This is a genomic window from Hydrogenophaga sp. SL48, assembly GCF_021729865.1.
In the GTDB taxonomy this organism is placed as follows: Bacteria; Pseudomonadota; Gammaproteobacteria; order Burkholderiales; family Burkholderiaceae_C; genus Hydrogenophaga.
In genome coordinates, this window is the sequence record NZ_CP063400.1 from 3,385,288 (window position 1) to 3,403,755 (window position 18,468).

An 18,468-nucleotide genomic window follows, 5' to 3' on the forward strand; every position below is an offset into this window, starting at 1 on the left:
GGACGTCGGGCCTGCAGCGAATTGTTGAGCGTCATCGCCCCGTATTTTTCAGTGCCAATGAATATCGCTCAATAAGGCGGCGCCCATCCGTAATTTCTTCTCGCTTGAGAAGATCAAGCTCGAGTCCCTTGGATACTAGCAGCCGTGCAAGAACGTCTGAACCAATCTGATATGCAAGCCGAGCCCAATTGCGCTCCTTTAACACCCCAGCAAACGAACGACGCTCGAGATACTCTGCCAACTCATCGTGAGTCCAGTTGTCATAGCCTTGCGTAACATGGTCCATAAATAAAGCGTAGTTAGGTCTACTTGATAGATACGCGGAAAATTCATCAGTCGACCTTTCCATCTGATCTATTTCATTGGTGATTTTCCAATACATCACGGCAGTTATCATGCCAACAAATAGAAATGCAATGGAGAACACGGCTGACATATCTGGCCCGGCAAGCGAACCGAGAAACGCTTCCGGCAAGTCCTTGCCAAGGAACAATGCCGCAGCCGAAACCCCACCAACAAGCGTAGCCATCTGTCTAGACTGCTTTAGCTGTCCTGTTGCCTTCTCCTTTATCTGCGATACGGCAACGCCAATGTCGCGCGATATTTCGGATCTTATTGTGAGTGCATTGGTTGTCGCCGCAACGATATCCTTCACAACGCTGATAGGAATTATTGCAGTATTACGAGCGACGGAATTCGCCACTGATCTAGCTGTGTTTAGTTCCTGCATCTCGGCATCTGACCCACCCCTGTCTGGATGACGTGCGAGCGCAAGACTTCTAAAGCTAGCTTCGATTTCTGACTCCGTTGCGGACTCATGAAGACCTAGGATTTCAAACGCTTTTTTAACTTCCATAATCATCGATCTCTTATTTTACGCCTAACTTTGATTTAAACCCGCAAAACGGCAGATAACACCGCAGGCAATCGTTAAAAAAGGTCACACGGCATCCCCATAATGTGTTTGAATCAAACCTGTAAAGCGTCTCGTTGTATGCCCGAACATGTCTAGCAGATCAGACAATCCCGACTTGTCTCCCGGCACCTGAACGGATTGACGGGGCGGGCATGAAAACCGTTGGGCAGTTTACTTGAGAGCACCCAGTTGCAGCGGCAAAACCTGCCGACCGCAGCAACTGGGAACGACGGTTTTGCGACGCCGTGCCAGATGCCCGCTCCGGGTCGACTTGCGCCGGCGGTCACCTGAGGAAGCGGTCGTTCGGTCCGGCTCTACAGCGAGTGTCGGCTTCCTGGAGCGGCCGCGAACTGGTATTCCCGGCCAGGAGCGGTCGACCGTCAAACGGGTAAGAGTCGTTCAACGCCAATAGCACGCGCGGCCACGAAATGGAGGCGAAGCCGCAATGCAGTAGACGTCGCCGTGATTGGCATTGTTACATGCTCTCGAGTTTTCGAGCCCATGATTCAAGTTGCTTTTCACAGCTACGATTTTTCTGACCACCAATCTGGGCTTGAACCATAGACCCTATTAATTCGGACTCTTTCCCTCGAAAATTGTTTAGCAGACCCACGATGGATTCAAGCTTAAACTTTGCGGAGGCATAATGGTCGCCGAGGGAAAGGATAGGTCGCTCTAGTTTATTCTCAAAAGCCGGCACGAGAGCAATCGCCGCTTTTAATATCACACAAACAGCATTTCCCTTCGGAGACTCCGAGACTACGTATGCAAACCGTTTAGATTTTCCATCCCATTTGAACCTATGCAAGTCAGTTTGAAATAGGAATTCCTCAATATTACCACCATTTAATGCAAACGAGCCATCGTGAGCATTTGCATTCCTCGCGTCTTTCATGAAGCGAAACCAATAGTGCACAGCCGGATCGCAATCAAAATACTCAGCGAAAACTTGAGGATTACTCTCAAGATTCATCTCGGAAACCAACCCTTCCCTTTCAGAAAGACCGCCTAACTCATTAGCCAAGGATTTACTTAATTTAGCAATTTCCCAAGTTGATACAAGGGCATTAATGCAAGCAGAGAAGGTAAACTGCATCTTATCAAAGTAAAAATTATCCTTTGGAGCCGGAGCATCCTTGTAGCTAAATGCGTTATCAGCAGCCTCTGTGATAAAGAAATCCAATTCCTCAACCTTCCGGTAGAATTGGAAGTAAACTATTTCTGCGTAATTTTTTAAATCCATGGGTAGACTTCCTCATCATGTAACGATATATCCAGAGCAAAGCCTGCTCTATATGTTGGATTCTGCTCCATAGGTTGGTCATGCGTCCCTCCTGAAAGTCGCTTGTCGCCCAATATGCCGGATTGTGTCCAGTTATAAAAGTTCTATGAAACCCAGCACTCCTGTGCTGCATTCCACGCGGATTTCGGACCAATTGCGTGAGCGCATTCGGTACATGCACTGTAGCCTCAGCACCGAGCAGTTGTACGGCTGAAGGACCGTTTTTGGGAGACTGGGGAATGACAGCAACGGGTCGGAAGTGCCAGTTCGCGCTGGGCGAAACCGGACCTTCATCGGAAACTTGTTGCCTCACACCAGCAAGTACCCTGTCTTGGGGGTGAAGCAGCCGCACGGGTGGTCGTTCGCTGAATGACCGCTGACGGTGATCGCCGCCGTTCAGACCGACGGCAGCGGGTGACTCCGCTCAGGCGAGCATGAGCCTCTTACCGACACCCGGCCGCGAAGGTCCCCGGCTCATTGACGCGGCCATTCAGCACTGATTCAACCGATCGAAGCAGTCTCGCGCGAGGGAGCCCCATGACGCCGACCTGCCCCCTGCCTCGCTGCCCGGCAGATCACCTGTAGCCACAAAGGGTTAACCCTCGGCTCTGGTAAGGTTCACGGGTTTCGTCACCGCCGGGCGACCGGTGCGCCAGCCGCACCGGGGCACCGGCATTTTTCATCCTCCGGAGAAACCCCATGGATCGTCGTTCCCTCATCAAGAACGCTGGCATTGCCGGCGTGTTGTCCGCCGGCATCGCACCGGCCGTGCATGCCCAGGCCGCCGTGCGCTGGCGCATGGCGTCGAGCTTCCCCAAGTCGCTGCCCACCATCTACGGTTCGGCCGAGAAGTTCTCGGAAACCGTCAAGGCGCTCTCGGGCGGCAAGTTTGAGGTCTCGGTGCACGCGGCCGGCGACCTGGTGCCGGCCTTCGGCGTGGTGGACGCCCTGCAGCAGAACACGCTGGAGATGGCGCAGACCGCGTCCTACTACTTCACGGGCAAGGACCCGATCTTTGCCTTCGGCTGCGCCGTGCCCTTCGGCCTGACGGCCCGACACATGGACGCCTGGATGGAGCACGGCAACGGCCGGAAGTACATGGACGCGTTCTACGCCCAGTACAACATCACCTCCATGAGCGCCGGCAACACCGGCACGCAGATGGGCGGCTGGTACCGCAAGGAGATCAAGACCGCTGCCGACCTCAAGGGCCTGAAGATGCGCATGGGCGGCGGCCTGTTCGGCGAGGCCATGGCCAAGCTGGGCGTGGTGGCCCAGAACATGCCGGCCGGCGAGGTGTACCAGGCGCTGGAAAAAGGCACGCTGGACGCCACCGAGTTCGTCGGTCCCTTCGACGACGAGCGCCTGGGCTTCCAGAAAGTGGCCCCGTTCTACTACTACCCCGGCTGGTGGGAAGGCGGCGCCGAGCTGGAGTTCTTCATCAACAAGAAGGCCTTCGAGGCGCTGTCGGCCGAGAACAAGGCCATCGTGCGCGCCGCGGGCGCCGTGGCCGCGCGCGACATGACCGCCAAGTACGACGCCCAGAACCCGGCGGCGCTCAAGCGCCTGGTGGCCAGCGGCACCAAGCTCAGGCCCTTCAGCAAGGAACTGATGGACGCGGGCTACAAGGCCTCGATGGAGGTGTTCGCCGCCCACGAAGCCAAGTCGCCCGAGTTCAAGAAGATCCACCAGGACATGCGCGCCTTCCAGCGCGACCAGGTGCTGTGGAGCAAGTTCTCAGAGTGGCGCTACGACGGCTACATCGGTGGCGTGAAGCTCTGATCCCGGAAGAAGCCCCCATGCAAAAAAGCCGCTCGATGAGCGGCTTTTTTTTGTGATCGCAAGACCTTGCTCAGGACCTGGCGTCGCCCACCGCCATGTGCGCCACCTGCTGGTCGAGGATCTCTTCGGGCTCGTCGGCTTCCTGCGCGGTGGGATGGTCCAGGCCCTGCTGCAGGCGCTGCATGTCGAGGTCGCCGGTCCACTTGGCCACCACCAGCGTCGCCACGCCGTTGCCCACCAGGTTGGTCAGGGCGCGGGCCTCGCTCATGAAGCGGTCGATACCGAGGATCAGCGCCAGGCCGGCCACCGGCACACCACCCACCGCCGACAGCGTGGCCGCCAGCACGATGAAACCGCTGCCGGTGATGCCGGCCGCGCCCTTGGAGGTGAGCAGCAGCACGGCGAGCAGGGTCAGCTGCTGCGTCAGCGTCATGGGCGTGTCGGTGGCCTGGGCGATGAACACCGCGGCCATGGTCAGGTAGATCGAGGTGCCGTCGAGGTTGAACGAATAACCGGTGGGGATCACCAGGCCGACCACCGACTTCTTGGCGCCCAGGTTTTCCATCTTCTCCATCATGCGCGGCAGCACCGACTCGCTCGACGAAGTGCCCAGCACGATCAGCAGTTCTTCCTTGATGTAGCGGATGAACTTCACGATGCTGAAACCGTGCAAGCGGCTGATGAGGCCCAGCACCAGGAACACGAACAGCAGGCAGGTCAGGTAGAAGGTGCCCATGAGCTTGCCGAGCGAGAACAGCGAGTCGATGCCGTACTTGCCGATGGTGAAGGCCATGGCGCCAAACGCGCCGATGGGGGCCACCTTCATGATGATGCCGACGATGTCGAACAGCACGTGCGAGCTCTTCTCGATGAAGTCGAACACCATGGTGCCGCGGCCGCCGAACTTGTGCAGCGCGAAGCCGAACAGCACCGAGAACAGCAGCACCTGCAGGATGTCGCCTTTGGCGAACGCATCCACCACCGAGGTGGGGATCACGCCCAGCAGGAAGTCGACCGTGCCCTTCATCTTGCCGGGCTCGGTGTAGGCCGCGATGGCCTTGGTGTCGAGCGTGGCGGCGTCCACGTGCATGCCCGAGCCGGGCTGGATCAGGTTGACCACCAGCAGACCGATGAGCAGCGCCACCGTGGACACGACCTCGAAGTACAGCAGCGCCAGGCCGCCGGTCTTGCCGACCTTCTTCATGTCTTCCATGCCGGCGATGCCCACCACCACGGTGCAGAAGATGATGGGCGCGATGATCATCTTGATCAGCTTGATGAAGGCGTCGCCCAGCGGCTTCATCTGCTCCCCGAGCGCGGGGTAGAAGTGGCCCAGCAGCACGCCCACCGTGACGGCGAACAGGACCTGGACGTAGAGGGATTTGTAGAGCGGTTTGCGCGCGGGGCTCGTGGCCATGGGGTTTGTCTCCAGCGGAACTTGTACGAAGTGGGGCGCCGGGTGTGTCGGCTGCCGGCGCCTGCAAGTGCCCGGTGTTCGGGACAGGCGGGACGATACGCAGGGGCCCGCGTCGCGCCAACTGTGGCGTTCAACAGTCGTAGAACTACGTACGCCCCGCAGCGACCGGTTTCAAGCGGCGTTTCAGCGCTGGTCGAGCGCCCGCTGCACGTCGGTCAGCAGCGCCGATCCCAGGCTGCGCTGGAAGCCGTCGTACACGGTCTGCAGGTGGCGGCGCAGCGCGCTGCGCTCGGCCGGCGTCAGCCCGTGCACCTGCAGGCCGGGCGTGCGCCGCAGCGTCGCCAGGGCCATCGCGTCCAGCTCGGCGGCGAGGCGGTTGCCGTGCGCCAGCGCCTCGGCCAGCGCCGTGTCCAGCAGCTCGCGGTCGGCCACTCGCAGGCTGGCCCAGAAGCGCGGGTGGCTCACCACCGCGTAGCCCAGGTAGCCGTGCTGCGTGAGCGTGAGGTGCGGCTGCAGCGCGGCCAGCCCCTGCGTGAGGAAGTTGGAGAGCGGGTTCTCCGCCGCGTCCACCACGCCGCTGGCCAGCGCGCGCTGCGTTTCGCCGAAGGGCAGCACCACCGGCTGCGCGCCCAGCGCGCGCACCTGCTCGCCCAGCACCCGCGAGGCCTGCACCCGCACGCGCAGGCCCCGGTAGTCGGCCGGGGTGCGCAGGGGGCGCGCGGCACTCATCTGCTTGAAGCCGTTGTCGAGAAAACCCAGGCCCAGCATCTGCTGGCGGCCCAGGCGCTGCAGCAGCCCGCGCCCCACCTCACCCTGCGTCACGCGGCGCACCTGCCCCAGGTCGGCGAACAGGTAAGGCAGGTCGAACACCTCGAACTCGGGCACGCCGGCCATGCCGAACTTCGAGAGCGAGGGCGCCAGCATCTCCACCGCGCCAAGGCGCAGCGCCTCGATCTCGTCGTCGTCCCCCCAGAGCTGCGAGGCGGGGTGCACCTCCACCCGGATGCGGCCGCCCGCGCGCGCGTGCACCAGCGACTGGAAGCGCAGCGCCATCTGGCCCTTGGGTGTGTCGGGCGCGACCACATGCGAGAACCGCAGCAGCACCGCAGGCCGCGCCGCCCCTGCCCAGCCGCCGGCCAGCGCGCAGGCCGCCCCCAGCACCGCCCGGCGCAGGACGCGCGGTGAACGGGGAACGGGCGTGGCGGACATGCTCGCTATGCTAACGAGGCGATGGCAACCGACACCCCGCTGGATTTCGACACGCTGGACCTGGACACGCGCCAGGCCGCGGCCCTGACGCGCCGCGCCATGACCTGGCTGGGTGCGCTGCTGCTGCTGGTGGCGGCCTCGGCGGTGGCGATGTGGCTGTTCCTGCGCGCCGAGGAAGCACGCGAGGCCGACCGCCGGCGCACCGCCGACGCCGAGTGGCTCGACCAGACCCTGCGCTTCCATTTCCGGCGGCTCGAAGGCGACCTCGCCGCGCTCGCCCTGCAGGCGCAGCCCGGCGGGCCGCGGGCCACGGCCCCGCCCAGCGGCCCCTGGTGGCGCAGCCCCGAGCTGCTGGCCTTTCAGGGCTGGGTGCCGGCGGCCACCCCCGGCGACCGCCGCCCCTGGCCCGCCTACCTGCAGGCGGCGGCGCAGCAGCCCGCGCACGCCGAGGCGCTGAGCACGCTGCTCGACACCACGCGTGGCCTGCAGCGCCCGGCCTACGCCGGCCCCCTGGTGTCGGCGGGCGGCGAGGCACTGCTCTGGCTGGCCGTGCCGCACTTCGAGCAGGGCCGTTTCGTGGGTGACCAGGTGGCCGCCGTGCCCGTGGCGCGCCTGCTCACCGGACTCATCCCCGCCTGGTTCCTGCAGAACCACGCGCTCGCCCTGGCCGACGACAGCGCCGCGCCGGTGGGCGACACCCCCCGCCGCTACATCGCCCCCATCAACCTCCCGGGTGCCCAGCTGCGCCTGCAGGTGACCCCCAGCGGCGACGCGGCCCCGCTCGCGCCGCGCGCCTTCTTCGCGGTGGCCATGCTCTGCCTGGCCGGCATGCTGCTGGCGCTGCTCGCCCTGTGGCGCGACGCCGCGCGCCGCCAGCGCGCCGAGGGCCGGCTGCAGACCCAGCTGGCCCTGCGCACCGCCATGGAACGCTCGGTCACCCTCGGCCTGCGCGCCTGGGACACGCAGGGGCGTCTGCTCTACGCCAACCCCGCGTTTGCGCGGCTGGTGGGCTGGTCGCCCGTTGAGCTGATCACCCACACCGGCCCACCGCCCTACTGGCCCGAAGCACAGGGCGACGAGTTCGCGCAGCTGCAACGTGCTGCCAGCGACCTCGCCACGCAGCAGGCCGGCGTGACGCTGCAACTGCTGCATCGAGACGGCACACCGATCAATGTGCTGGCCCACAGCAGCCCGCTCACCCTGGCCAGCGGCGAGGTGGTGGGCTGGGTCGGCTCGGTGCTGGACGTGACCGAGCGCCAGCGCGTCGAGCGCCTGGCCGCGCGGCAGCAGGAGCTGCTGGAGGCCTCGGGCCGGCTGGTGGCCATGGGCGAGGTCGCGTCCACGCTGGCGCACGAACTCAACCAGCCGCTGGGCGCGCTCAGCGGCTTCGCCACCGGCCTGCTCAACCGCGTGCGCGAGCGGCGCATCACGCTGGACGAGATCGTGCCGGTGGTCGAGCGCATGGAGCGCATGGCTGACAAAGCGGGCCGCGTGATCCAGCGCATCAACGCCTTCGCGCGCCGGCAGGACATGACGCGCCTGCCGATGGCGCTGGCGCCCTTCGTGGCGCGCGTCGCCCACAGCGTGCCGCTGCCCGAGGGCGTGGCGCTGGAGCTGAGCCTGGCCGCGGGCGACGGCCCCACCGTGCCGGCCGACGCGCTGCTGCTGGAGAACGCGCTGCACAACCTGGTGCTCAACGCGGGCGAGTGGGCGGCGCGCAGCGGGCGCACGCCGGCACGGGTGCGTGTGAGCCTGCTGCCGGGGGAGCAGCAGGTCGGCGTGTGCGTGGCCGACAGCGGGCCGGGCGTGCCCCCCGAGCAACGGGTCACGGTCTTCGACGCCTTCGCCAGCCACAAGCCCGGCGGCATGGGCATGGGCCTGGCGATCTGCCGCTCCATCGCCGAGGCGCACCACGGCCGCATCGAGCTGGCGGACAGCGCCGACCTGCTGGGCGCAAAATTCACCCTCTGGCTGCCCACGCAATGAACCCCACCGTCCACATCGTTGACGACGACACCGACTTCCGCGACGGGCTGGCCTGGCTGCTCGACTCGCGCAGCCTGCCCACGCGCAGCTGGGCGGGCGGCGACCTGTTCCTGCAGGCGGTGCGCACGGGCGAGGTGCCCAACGCCTGCTGTGTGGTGCTGCTCGACATCCGCATGGAGCCGCTCTCGGGCCTGGCCACCTTCGAGCAGCTCAAGGCGCAACACTGGCCCTGGCCGGTGCTGTTCCTCACTGGGCATGGCGACGTGAGCATGGCGGTGGCGGCGGTGAAGAACGGGGCCTGGGACTTCCTCGAAAAACCATTCCAGAACAACCTGCTGGTGGACAAGGTGGAGGCCGCGCGCCAGGCCGCCGTGACGCTGCACACCGAATCGCAGGAGAAGCTGCGCTTCCAGCAGGCGCTGGCCGCGCTCAGCGCGCGCGAGCGCGAGGTGCTCGACGAGCTGCTGCAGGGCCACTACAACAAGAACATCGCCGACCACCTGGGCATCGCCCAGCGCACGGTGGAGTTCCACCGCGCCAACATCTTCGAGAAGCTCAAGGTGCAGTCGGCGGTGGAGCTCGCCCACCGCATGGGCCGGCTGATCGCCGGCGCCAGCGACTGACCCCTTTCTCGACATGACCAGCCCCACCGACCACGACCTGCCCCCGCTGAACGCCACGCCCCCCGGCCTCTACCGCCACTACAAGGGCGGCTGGTACGAGGTGATCAGTACCGTGCGCTGCAGCGAGACCCTGCAAGGCATGACCCTGTACCGCGCGCTGTACGGCGAGGGCCTGAAGACCGGGGGCCTGTGGGTGCGCCCCGCCACCATGTTCGCCGAACACGGCCGGTTCGAAGGCCAGGAACAGCCCCGCTTCGCCCCGCACGACCCGGCGCGCATCCCGCTGGGCGACCTGGCCACCGCGCACGCGCTGATCGCCCACCTGCGCGGCCGCGCGCTGCGGGAGCGGCGGCTTCAGCTCGACACCGCCCTGCGCCCGCCGCCCCCCGAGCCCACGGCCTGCTGCGGGCGTGGCTGCAACGGCTGCGTGTGGGAGGGGTTTTACGAGGCGCTGCACCACTGGCGGGTGGACGCCCTCGCGCTGCTCGGCTGACCGGAGCACCCCGCCGCCGGGCCGAATGCCCATGAGCCGAGGGGGGGCTCTCGGAGGGAACCCTCAAGTGCGGGGCGGGCTGGTCGAAACAGGCTGATCACTCCCAGGTTCCATGACGCCATGTCCACCATCGAGCTCCCAGAGCCGCTTTCGCCCGAGGTGATCGAAGGGTCTTCCGACATGCCGACGGTCCTGACCGTCGACGACGAGGCCTCTGTCCTCAGCGCCCTGCGTCGCGTGTTCCGCGCGCAGGGCATCCGCACGCTGCAGGCGACCAGTGCCGCCGCCGGCATGGCGCTGCTGCAAACCCACCGGGTGGACCTGGTCATTTCAGACATGCGCATGCCGGAAATGGACGGCGCGCGCTTCCTGGAACTGGTCAAGCACCACGACGAGCGCATCGTGCGGGTGCTGCTGACCGGCTACGCCGACATGGCGTCCACGATCGCCGCCATCAACCAGGGCGCCATCCACCGCTACATCGCCAAACCCTGGGACGACCATGAGCTGGTGCTGGTGGTGCGCGAAGCACTGACCCGGCGCCGCCTGGAACAGAAGAACGCCGAACTGACCGAGCTGACCCAGCGTCAGAACGAACAGCTGCAGCACGCCAACCAGACCCTGGAATCCCGGGTGATGGCCCGCACCGCCGAGCTGGAGCAGATCAACGGCATGCTGGACGCGGCCTACGAAGACCTGGACAACACCTTCGTGCTCGCGGTGAACGTGTTCTCCAGCCTGATGGAACTGCGGGGCAGCCACCCGGGTCACGCCCGCCGCGTGGCGGACCTGAGCCGGGAGACCGCCAAGCGCCTGGGCCTGACGGAGCGCGAGGTGCGCGACGTCTATCTGGCCGCGCTGGTGCACGACATCGGCACCATCGGGTTTCCCGACACCATGCTGGGCAAGCCGATGTCGACCTACACCGCGGACGATCACCAGCGCTACCGGCGCCACCCGATCGAGGGCGAAACCGCCTTGATGGCACTGGCCCAGCTGCAGGGGGTGGCGAAGATCGTGCGGCAGCACCACGAACGGGTCGACGGCAAGGGCTTTCCCGACGGCCTGACGGGCACCGAGATCACGATGGGCGCGCGCATCGTGACCGCCGCCAGCGACCTGGACGAGCTGACCCACGGCGCCATGGGGGAACTCCACCTCCCGGTGGACCGCGCCCACGACCTGATCAGGGGCGGCATCGGCACGCACTACGACAAAGCCGTGGTCGAAGCCTTGCTCCAGGTCGCCGAAGACCTGGCCACGGCCGCGAAGAACGACGCGCAGATCGCTGCACACGATCTGCGCCCCGGCATGGTGCTGGCGCGAGCGGTGTTGTCGGCCAAAGGCGCCACGCTGCTGGCTGCGGGCTACGTGTTCGACGAGCGGGTGGTCAGACAGGTGACGGCCTTCGCCTCGCGCGAGGGCGTCCGGCTCACGCTGTGGGTGCGAAGCGACTCCCTGCCATCCGACGTCAAGCCCGTCAAATCGCCCCGGGCTTGAATCATGATGACCGAAGCGCCTGAGCAACAGACCCCGGGCGCCAGCATCGCACGGGAAATCGTGCACGCGGTGGCCGTGCCCTCGGCCCTGCTGGACGCGGGGCGCATCCTGAGCGCCAACGACGCGCTGTGCCGCCTGAGCGCCCGCAGCGCCGGCGAGCTGGCCGGCCTGTCCCTGCTCGACCTGGTGGACGTGGACTCGCGCCCCCCGTTGCGCTCGGCGCTGCAGGACTGCGCGGTGCACGGCGAGCACCCCCCCGTGGTGTCGGCCTCGATCGTGACCCTGGACGGCGGACTTCGCCCGGTGGAGATCCACGCACGCCGGGTCTGTTTCGACGACCACGCCCAGGTGGTGGTGACCTGTGTCGACCTCAGCGACGTGATGCACGTGCAGAGCAGCCTGCTCAAGATGACCAAGATGCTGTCGCAGATCATCGACGGTGCCTCGGTGCCGTCCCTGGTGATCGACAAGCAGCACCGGGTGACGCACTGGAACACGGCCTGCGAGCGCATGACGGGCATCCCGCGCAGCGAGGTGCTCGGCTCGTGCGACGGCTGGAAGGCGTTCTACCCCGAGAAGCGCCCCCTGCTCGCGGAAATGATCGTCGACGGGGTCGACGAGGCCACGCTGCAGTCGTACTACGGCGGCCACATGACCCTGTCGTCCACCACCCCCGGTGGGGTCGAGGTCGAGGCCTTTTTCCCCCAGTTCGGCCCATCGGGCAAATGGCTGTTCTTCACCGCCGCACCGCTGCACGACGCGCAGGGCCGGGTGATCGGCGCCATCGAAACCCTGCAGGACGTCACCGCCCGCCGCGTCTCGGAAGACGCCCTGCTGCAGCACCGCAACGAGCTGGAGAAAACCGTCCGGCAACGTTCGGCGGAGCTGGCGGCGACCGCGCGCAACCTGGAGATGTTCATCGTCAACTCGCCCATCGGTGTCGCCTACACCAGCGGCGGCATCATCCAGCGGGTCAACCCCGCCATGGCCGACATGTTCGGCTACATCGGGCGCGACATGATCGGCCTGCCGGGACGAGCGGTCTACCTGTCGGATGCGGACTACGCCAGCTTCGGCCGCTACGCGGGGCCCAGGCTGTCGCAGGGCGATCCGATCCACAGCGAGATGTGGCTGCGCCACGCCGATGGTCATGCCATCTGGGTGCAGATGGACGCCCACGTGGCGGACACGAGCGACACGGCGCAGGGCACCTGGTGGATGATGCAGGACCGCTCGGACATCCGCGATGCCCAGGCCCAGCTGCAGGCGCGGGTCACGGAACTGCACACGATGAACCGCCAGCTGGAAGAAGCCCAGAACCAGTTGCTGCAGCAGGACAAGATGGCGTCGATCGGCCAGCTGGCAGCGGGTGTGGCGCATGAAATCAACAACCCGATCGGCTTCGTCAGTTCCAACCTCAACACCTTGCGCCAGTACGTCGACGGTCTGCTCGGCCTGAGCGAGGCCTGCGATGCCACGCTGGCCGCACCCGGCGATCCGGCCATGGTCCGTGCGCTGGCGAAGAAGCGCGAGGACATCGAAATCGACTTCCTGCGCGAAGACTTGCCCGTGCTGCTGGACGAATGCGCCGAAGGCCTGGGTCGGGTCAAGAAGATCGTTCAGGACCTCAAGGACTTCTCGCGCGTCGACCAATCCGACTGGGCGCAGTCGGACCTCAACGCGGGACTGGAATCCACCCTCAACGTCGTGCGCCACGAGGTGAAATACAAGGCCGAGGTGATCAAGCAGCTGGCCCCGCTGCCGCTGGTCACCTGCCTGCTCGCGCAGCTCAACCAGGTGTTCATGAACCTGGTCGTCAATGCGGCGCACGCGATCACCGACCGGGGCACCATCACGCTGCTGTCCGGCGTCGAGCAGGGCTGGGCCTGGGTGCAGGTGGAAGACACCGGCTGCGGCATGAGCGCCGAGGTTCAGCGGCGGATGTTCGAGCCCTTCTTCACCACCAAGGACGTGGGCAAGGGCACGGGGCTGGGCATGTCGCTGTCGTTCTCCATCGTCCAGAAGCACGGCGGCGCGATCCAGGTGCACTCGGCCCTGGGCCGGGGCACCGCCATCCGCGTCTGGCTCCCGGTCGACGGGCCCCAGTCACTGGCCAAAGACGCCAAGCCACCGCTGTGGGTCCCAGCGTCATGAACACGCCCTTCGAGCAGGTGCTGAGCGGGGCGGGCCCGGTGGGTTCGCTGCGGCCGCACGGCACAGGCGACACCGGGGGCCTGCCGAGCCCGCACGCCCACCCGCGCACGCTGCTGCTGGTGGACGACGAAGCGCCCATCCTGTCGGCGCTCAAGCGCCTGTTCCGCCGCGAGGGGTACCACATCCTCACCGCCACCAGTGGCACCGAGGCGCTGGCGTTGCTGGCCCAGCAGGCGGTGGAGGTGATCCTCTCGGACCAGCGCATGCCTGGCATGACCGGCATCGAGTTCCTGCGTGAGGCCCGGCGCCTGCACCCCCACACCGTGCGCATCACCTTGTCGGGCTACACCGATCTGCAATCGATCATCGAGGCGGTCAACGAGGGTGCCGTGTACAAGTTCCTGACCAAGCCCTGGGACGACGATCTCTTGCGCAACCACGTGGCGCAGGCCTTCGAGCAGAGCGAACTCGCCGCAGAGAACCGCCGTCTGGGCGAAGCGGTGCAACAGGCCAACCGCGAACTGGCCCTCGCCAATCAGCGGCTCGAACGCATGGTGCACGACGAGAGCGAGCTTCGGCGGGCCATGCAGAACGCAGCCGGTGCCTCCCGGGACGCGCTGGACGCGTTGCCCATGGCCGTGTTCGGCATCGGCGACGACGGCATGCTGGCCTACGTCAATCGCCTGGCCGTGCACCAGTGGCCGCACTGGTCGTCCGCGCTGGGGCTCGAGCCCTTGCCCTCGATGCAGCGGGTGTTGTCCGCGCTGGCATCGTCTGCGGCCTGCGACGACGACGGGTTCCGCACCGCCATCGACGGGCACCCCGCCAGGGTCTGGCTGCGCCCCATGCCCGGGCAGCGGCACCCCCTGGGTCGGCTGGTGCTGGTGCAGCTGCAGACCGAGGCCATGGCGGTGGCGGTGGCGTCGGGGAGCCTGGCGTGAGCACCACCACCCTGGACGCCCCGGCCGCCGGGCTGAAGACAGCCGCCTGGGCACGCTGCATCGGTGAACTGCCTTCGTTGCCGAGCGCCTTCATGGCGGCGGTGAAGGTCCTGAGCGAAGACGACACGCCCGCGTCGGCCTGCATCGAGGCGATCGAGCGCGACCAGGCACTGACGGTGCGTGTGCTGCACCTGGCCAATTCCGCCTTCTATGGCGCGCCGGGCCAGGTCTCGCGCATCGGCGACGCCGTGCAGATGCTGGGCCTGCGCACGGTCGCGAGCACGCTGGCCGTGGTGTCGCTGCAGGCCACGCTGGGGGCCTTGCGCTGCGAGGGCTTCTGCTTCGACACCTACTGGCGCCACACACTGTGCACGGCCCTCGCGGCCCGGGAGCTGGCCAAGGTCGCGTCGCTGGACACCGGTGAGGCCTTCTTGCTGGGCCTGCTGCACGACGTGGGCAAGCTGGTGCTGGCCATGACCAGTCCGGTGCAGGAAGCACAGGCGTTGCGGATCTGCCGCTCGGAAGGCATGTCCATGAACGAGGCGGAGCAGCACGTGTTTGGCGTGTCACATCCCGAGGTCGGCGCCGCGGTGGCCCGGCAATGGAACTTCCCTGCCAGCCTCGTCGAAGCGATCGCCGGCCACCATGCCACGGCGCCCATCCCCGCCGGGGAGCGGCTGACGCTCACCGACCTGGTGCGCCTGGCCGACCACATGGCCCATGGTCTGGAAGCCTCCCCCACCGACATTCAGTCCCTGCTGGCAGACCCGCTGTGGTCCGTCCTGGGCACCAGCGAGCAGCGCCTTCTCGATCTGGCGGAGCGCGTCAACGCCGAGCTGCAAGTCATGTCCTGCGCGTGAATTTTCTGATTGGAACGACCATGAACCATCCCCTTCAAGGCAGCATCCTCCTCGTCGATGACGAGGCGCCCATCGTCCGTTCCCTGCACCGGGCGTTGCGCGCGCCCCTGGGGAACCAGGTGAAGATCGTGACCTGCCACAGCGGATCGGAAGCCATCGAGGCGCTGCTGGCGCAACGGTTTGACGTCATCGTCAGCGACCTGCGCATGCCCCACATGGGCGGCATGGAGCTCCTGGCCATGGCCGCGGACATCCAGCCCGGGTGCCTGCGCATGATCCTGACGGGCACGGCGGACTTCAGCACCGCGCAGGACGCCGTGAACCAGTTTGGCCTCTACCGCTACCTCACCAAACCCTGGGACACCGACGAACTGGTGCGCCACATCTCGGCGGCCCTCGCCGCCAGCGTGGCGCAACGGTCCCAGCAGGACCAGGCCATGGCGTGGGCGGCCAGCCAGGGCCAGGTCAGCGCCGAAGCGCTGGAGCGGCGCAAGCTCGAAGCCCTGGAGCCGGGCATCACCCGGGTCGAGTGGGACGAGGACGGTTGCGTGATCATGAGGTAGGTATAGGAGCATCCCCCGCCGCGCTGCGCGCGACCCCCCTGAAGGGGGGCGGCACTGGCCGTCCGGCAAAGCCGGCCCGGCGGTGCCCTGGGTGGCGCGCGCCGGCCTCATGGACGACGGTTCAGAACAGATCGCCCTGCCCGCGCAGCGCTGCCGGGCGGAATTGCGTGGTGTCCAGCGGCTCACGTGTGCGGTTGAAGCCGAGCCGGTCGCAGGTCTTCACGAAGCGCTGGCGCAGCAGGTCGGCCCAGATGCCCTGGCCTTTCATGCGGGTGGCGAAGTCGGCATCGTAGTCCTTGCCGCCGCGCATGTCCTGCACGCGCGCCATCACCCGCGCGGCGCGGTCGGGGTAATGCTGTTCCAGCCACTGGCGGAACATGGGCGAGAGCTCCCAGGGCAGGCGCAGCACCTGGTAGAACGCGCGCCGTGCCCCCGCCTCAAAGGCCGCTTCCAGCACCTGCTCCATGTCGTCGTTGATGAACGGGATCTGCGGCGACACGCTCACGCCCGTGGGCACGCCCGCCTCGGCCAGGGTGCGGATGGTGCGCAGCCGCCGGTGGGGCGCGGCGGCGCGTGGCTCCAGGATGCGGGCGAGCTTGGCGTCCAGCGTGGTGATGGTCACGTACACCGCCGCCAGGCGCTGCTGCCCCATGGGCGCGAGCAGGTCGATGTCGCGCTCCACGCCGCTGCCCTTGGTCACCATGGCCAGCGGGTGACTGGCGGTGTGCAGCAGTTCCAGCACCTGGCGGGTCAGCCGCAGCCCGCGTTCGATGGGCTGGTAGGCGTCGGTCACGGTGCCGATGGCCAGCAGGTCGGGCGCGTAGGCCGGGCGCAGCAACTCGGCGCGCAAGACCTCGGCGATGTTGCGCTTGGCCACCAGCCGGGTTTCGAAATCGAGCCCCGGCGAGAGGTTGAGGTAGCTGTGCGTGGGCCTTGCGTAGCAGTACACGCAGCCCATACTTATGTTTCATCGAAATCTGCTTCCCGGAGAGACCGCCCATTTCGAAGAGCTGTAACAACGGGGCACCACCGAGTTGACCTAGCTCCATCGGACGATACCCACAGAGGCTTGTGTATACTGTATTTATATACAGATATAACACCAACAGCCGAACACACTTCGTACCAAGGTTTACCGTGGAAGACGGACAGAGAATTGTTCACTTCGTGAAGGGCCGTGGCGTTGGCTCGAATGTGCGCTCCCGGTTCGAAGCATGGGGGCGAGAGAAGAACCTCGCGCACTTCGAAGAGCAGCGAACCGCAGAACAACCCGACGAACTATTGCCCCACAGGCCCACTGATGTGCGCCTGGTCGAAGCTCACTCAATCCTGAGCCACAACGATTCCCCAGACCTAGGTTTCGAGCAAAGCATCAACCCCTACCAAGGCTGTGAGCACGGGTGCGTGTACTGCTATGCGAGACCTACACACGCCTACTTAGGTCTGTCCCCTGGACTGGACTTCGAAACCAAAATACAAGCAAAGACGAACGCTGCAGTTCTGTTGCGCAAGGAACTGTCCCGGCCAGCCTACCGTCCCAGTCTTATCGCGCTTGGTGCCAACACAGACCCCTATCAGCCCGCGGAGCGAGAGTTGCGTATCACGCGCTCTGTGCTCGAGGTTCTCGCCGAATTCAACGCACCGGTAAGCATCACAACCAAATCGGCCTTGGTGACGCGTGACATAGACATTCTTGCGGGCATGGCAGCCAAGGGGCTGGCACGGGTCAATATCTCACTAGCAACGATAGACCCCGCGCTCGCCAGGATACTGGACCCACGGGCGAACGCACCTCACCGCCGCTTGCGAGCCATCTCAGAGCTCTCCGCTGCTGGAGTTTCCGTGTCGGTGTTCGCCTCGCCCATGATTCCTGCTGTCAATGACAAGGACCTGGAGTCCATTCTGGAAGCAGCTGCAGCGGCCGGTGCCACATCAGGGAGCATGATTGTTCTCAGACTACCTCTTGAAGTACGCGACCTCTTTCTGGAGTGGCTGAACGAACACTTTCCTGACCGTGCTGCTCATGTCATGAGCCTGATAAGGCAAATGCGAGGCGGGGCTGACTACGACCCAACTTTCGGAACAAGGATGCGGGGAACTGGACAGTACGCCGCACTCCTGCGTCAACGCTTTAACGTTGCAATTCGTCGCTTCGGCTTGCAGCATCGCGCAGTAGCGCCGGAAATATCTCTCTTCCGCGTGCCTGGCCCTTCAGACGCTCAGGGAACGCTATTTCCACCATGTACATAGCGCTGGCCAATCAGAGTTCTCCCATTGGAACGATTTGCACCGCTTTGCGAACCTGCTCCGATGTATACCGATTTTTTGGAGTTGGCTCGACGTTGGTCTTCGCCTTGCGGAATGCCACGACACGATTCGCCAGAATCGAGTCTTGCCGGTCAAGGCGCACCTTCAGGCGCTTGATTTCTTCCTTTAGGTAGTCACATTGAACCTGCAAGCTGTACTCCGACAGCAGCCTGAGAGCGTCCAGAATCAAATCGCGCGCACTAGGTAGCTCACAGCCGTCGTGACTAACCAAGTTCCGCGAACATTCAGCATGACGAGCAATGGCTGATATGTCTAGACGTGGTCCCCTCAGCTTCATTCTCGAGTCAAAATTCTGAAGGGCAACCAAACTCCGCAGGGCATGGGCAAACTTCGCTTCTCTCGGCTCCTGCGGAACAAAGTTATCCAGAAGCTTGGCGACAACAACTGATGGGGCGGCAGCATGTGGTTCCACGG

General features: G+C 65.3%; 15 protein-coding genes and 2 pseudogenes. 11 read left to right on the forward strand and 6 right to left on the reverse strand.

What is annotated here, in order from left to right; genetic code table 11:
• Positions 1-31 precede the first annotated feature (31 nt).
• Positions 32-856, reverse strand: a complete 825-nt coding sequence (locus IM738_RS16035; RefSeq protein ID WP_236962005.1) for a J domain-containing protein — start codon at positions 854-856, stop codon at positions 32-34.
• A 535-nt stretch (positions 857-1,391) separates the two neighbouring features.
• Complete coding sequence (locus tag IM738_RS16040) at positions 1,392-2,159, reverse strand: hypothetical protein (protein ID WP_236962006.1); 768 nt, start codon at positions 2,157-2,159, stop codon at positions 1,392-1,394.
• Positions 2,160-2,897: 738 nt separating this feature from the next.
• Here IM738_RS16040 and IM738_RS16050 point away from each other — a divergent pair.
• Positions 2,898-3,980: a TRAP transporter substrate-binding protein gene (locus IM738_RS16050; protein WP_236962007.1), complete on the forward strand. Its 1,083-nt coding sequence runs from the start codon at positions 2,898-2,900 to the stop codon at positions 3,978-3,980.
• 70 nt (positions 3,981-4,050) lie between these two features.
• Here the strand turns inward: IM738_RS16050 and IM738_RS16055 are convergent, their stop codons facing one another.
• Both IM738_RS16055 and IM738_RS16060 read right to left on the reverse strand, forming a co-directional pair.
• Complete coding sequence (locus IM738_RS16055) at positions 4,051-5,397, reverse strand: dicarboxylate/amino acid:cation symporter (RefSeq protein ID WP_236962008.1); 1,347 nt, start codon at positions 5,395-5,397, stop codon at positions 4,051-4,053.
• Positions 5,398-5,580: 183 nt separating this feature from the next.
• A complete protein-coding gene (locus IM738_RS16060) occupies positions 5,581-6,606 on the reverse strand; it encodes a DctP family TRAP transporter solute-binding subunit (protein ID WP_236962009.1) in 1,026 nt (341 codons plus the stop codon).
• A 21-nt stretch (positions 6,607-6,627) separates the two neighbouring features.
• Between IM738_RS16060 and IM738_RS16065 the strand changes: the two genes are divergently transcribed.
• The 9 genes and pseudogenes from IM738_RS16065 to IM738_RS16105 all read left to right on the forward strand — a co-directional run bounded on the left by IM738_RS16065 (position 6,628) and on the right by IM738_RS16105 (position 15,726).
• Positions 6,628-8,592: a two-component system sensor histidine kinase NtrB gene (locus IM738_RS16065; RefSeq protein ID WP_236962010.1), complete on the forward strand. Its 1,965-nt coding sequence runs from the start codon at positions 6,628-6,630 to the stop codon at positions 8,590-8,592.
• Positions 8,589-9,215, forward strand: a complete 627-nt coding sequence (locus tag IM738_RS16070) for a response regulator transcription factor (protein WP_236962011.1) — start codon at positions 8,589-8,591, stop codon at positions 9,213-9,215. Before IM738_RS16065 ends, IM738_RS16070 begins: the two co-directional genes overlap by 4 nt.
• 13 nt (positions 9,216-9,228) lie before the next feature.
• Positions 9,229-9,474 (forward strand): annotated as a pseudogene (locus tag IM738_RS16075) (DUF1653 domain-containing protein); the annotation flags it as partial.
• 111 nt (positions 9,475-9,585) lie between these two features.
• Positions 9,586-9,708, forward strand: coding sequence for an oxidoreductase-like domain-containing protein (locus tag IM738_RS16080; RefSeq protein ID WP_442908526.1), 123 nt, complete (start codon positions 9,586-9,588; stop codon positions 9,706-9,708).
• Positions 9,709-9,828: 120 nt separating this feature from the next.
• Entirely contained in the window at positions 9,829-11,208 is a 1,380-nt protein-coding gene (locus IM738_RS16085) for an HD domain-containing phosphohydrolase (protein ID WP_236962012.1), read from the forward strand.
• A gap of 6 nt (positions 11,209-11,214) precedes the next feature.
• A complete protein-coding gene (locus IM738_RS16090) occupies positions 11,215-13,362 on the forward strand; it encodes a PAS domain S-box protein (protein WP_236962013.1) in 2,148 nt (715 codons plus the stop codon).
• Positions 13,359-14,303 carry a response regulator gene (locus tag IM738_RS16095; RefSeq protein ID WP_236962014.1) on the forward strand — a complete coding sequence of 315 codons (945 nt, stop codon included), beginning with the start codon at positions 13,359-13,361 and terminating at the stop codon, positions 14,301-14,303. Before IM738_RS16090 ends, IM738_RS16095 begins: the two co-directional genes overlap by 4 nt.
• Positions 14,300-15,163, forward strand: a complete 864-nt coding sequence (locus IM738_RS16100) for an HDOD domain-containing protein (protein ID WP_236962015.1) — start codon at positions 14,300-14,302, stop codon at positions 15,161-15,163. Before IM738_RS16095 ends, IM738_RS16100 begins: the two co-directional genes overlap by 4 nt.
• 20 nt (positions 15,164-15,183) lie before the next feature.
• On the forward strand, positions 15,184-15,726 hold the full coding sequence (locus tag IM738_RS16105) for a response regulator (RefSeq protein ID WP_236962017.1): 543 nt from the start codon (positions 15,184-15,186) through the stop codon (positions 15,724-15,726).
• Between the two features lie 121 nt (positions 15,727-15,847).
• Here the strand turns inward: IM738_RS16105 and IM738_RS16110 are convergent.
• Positions 15,848-16,681: pseudogene (locus tag IM738_RS16110) on the reverse strand (PA0069 family radical SAM protein); the annotation flags it as partial.
• A gap of 182 nt (positions 16,682-16,863) precedes the next feature.
• Between IM738_RS16110 and IM738_RS16115 the strand changes: the two are divergent.
• Positions 16,864-17,976 carry a PA0069 family radical SAM protein gene (locus IM738_RS16115; protein WP_236962018.1) on the forward strand — a complete coding sequence of 371 codons (1,113 nt, stop codon included), beginning with the start codon at positions 16,864-16,866 and terminating at the stop codon, positions 17,974-17,976.
• 10 nt (positions 17,977-17,986) lie between these two features.
• Here the strand turns inward: IM738_RS16115 and IM738_RS16120 are convergent, their stop codons facing one another.
• A complete protein-coding gene (locus IM738_RS16120; RefSeq protein ID WP_236962019.1) occupies positions 17,987-18,466 on the reverse strand; it encodes a hypothetical protein in 480 nt (159 codons plus the stop codon).
• Positions 18,467-18,468 lie beyond the last annotated feature (2 nt).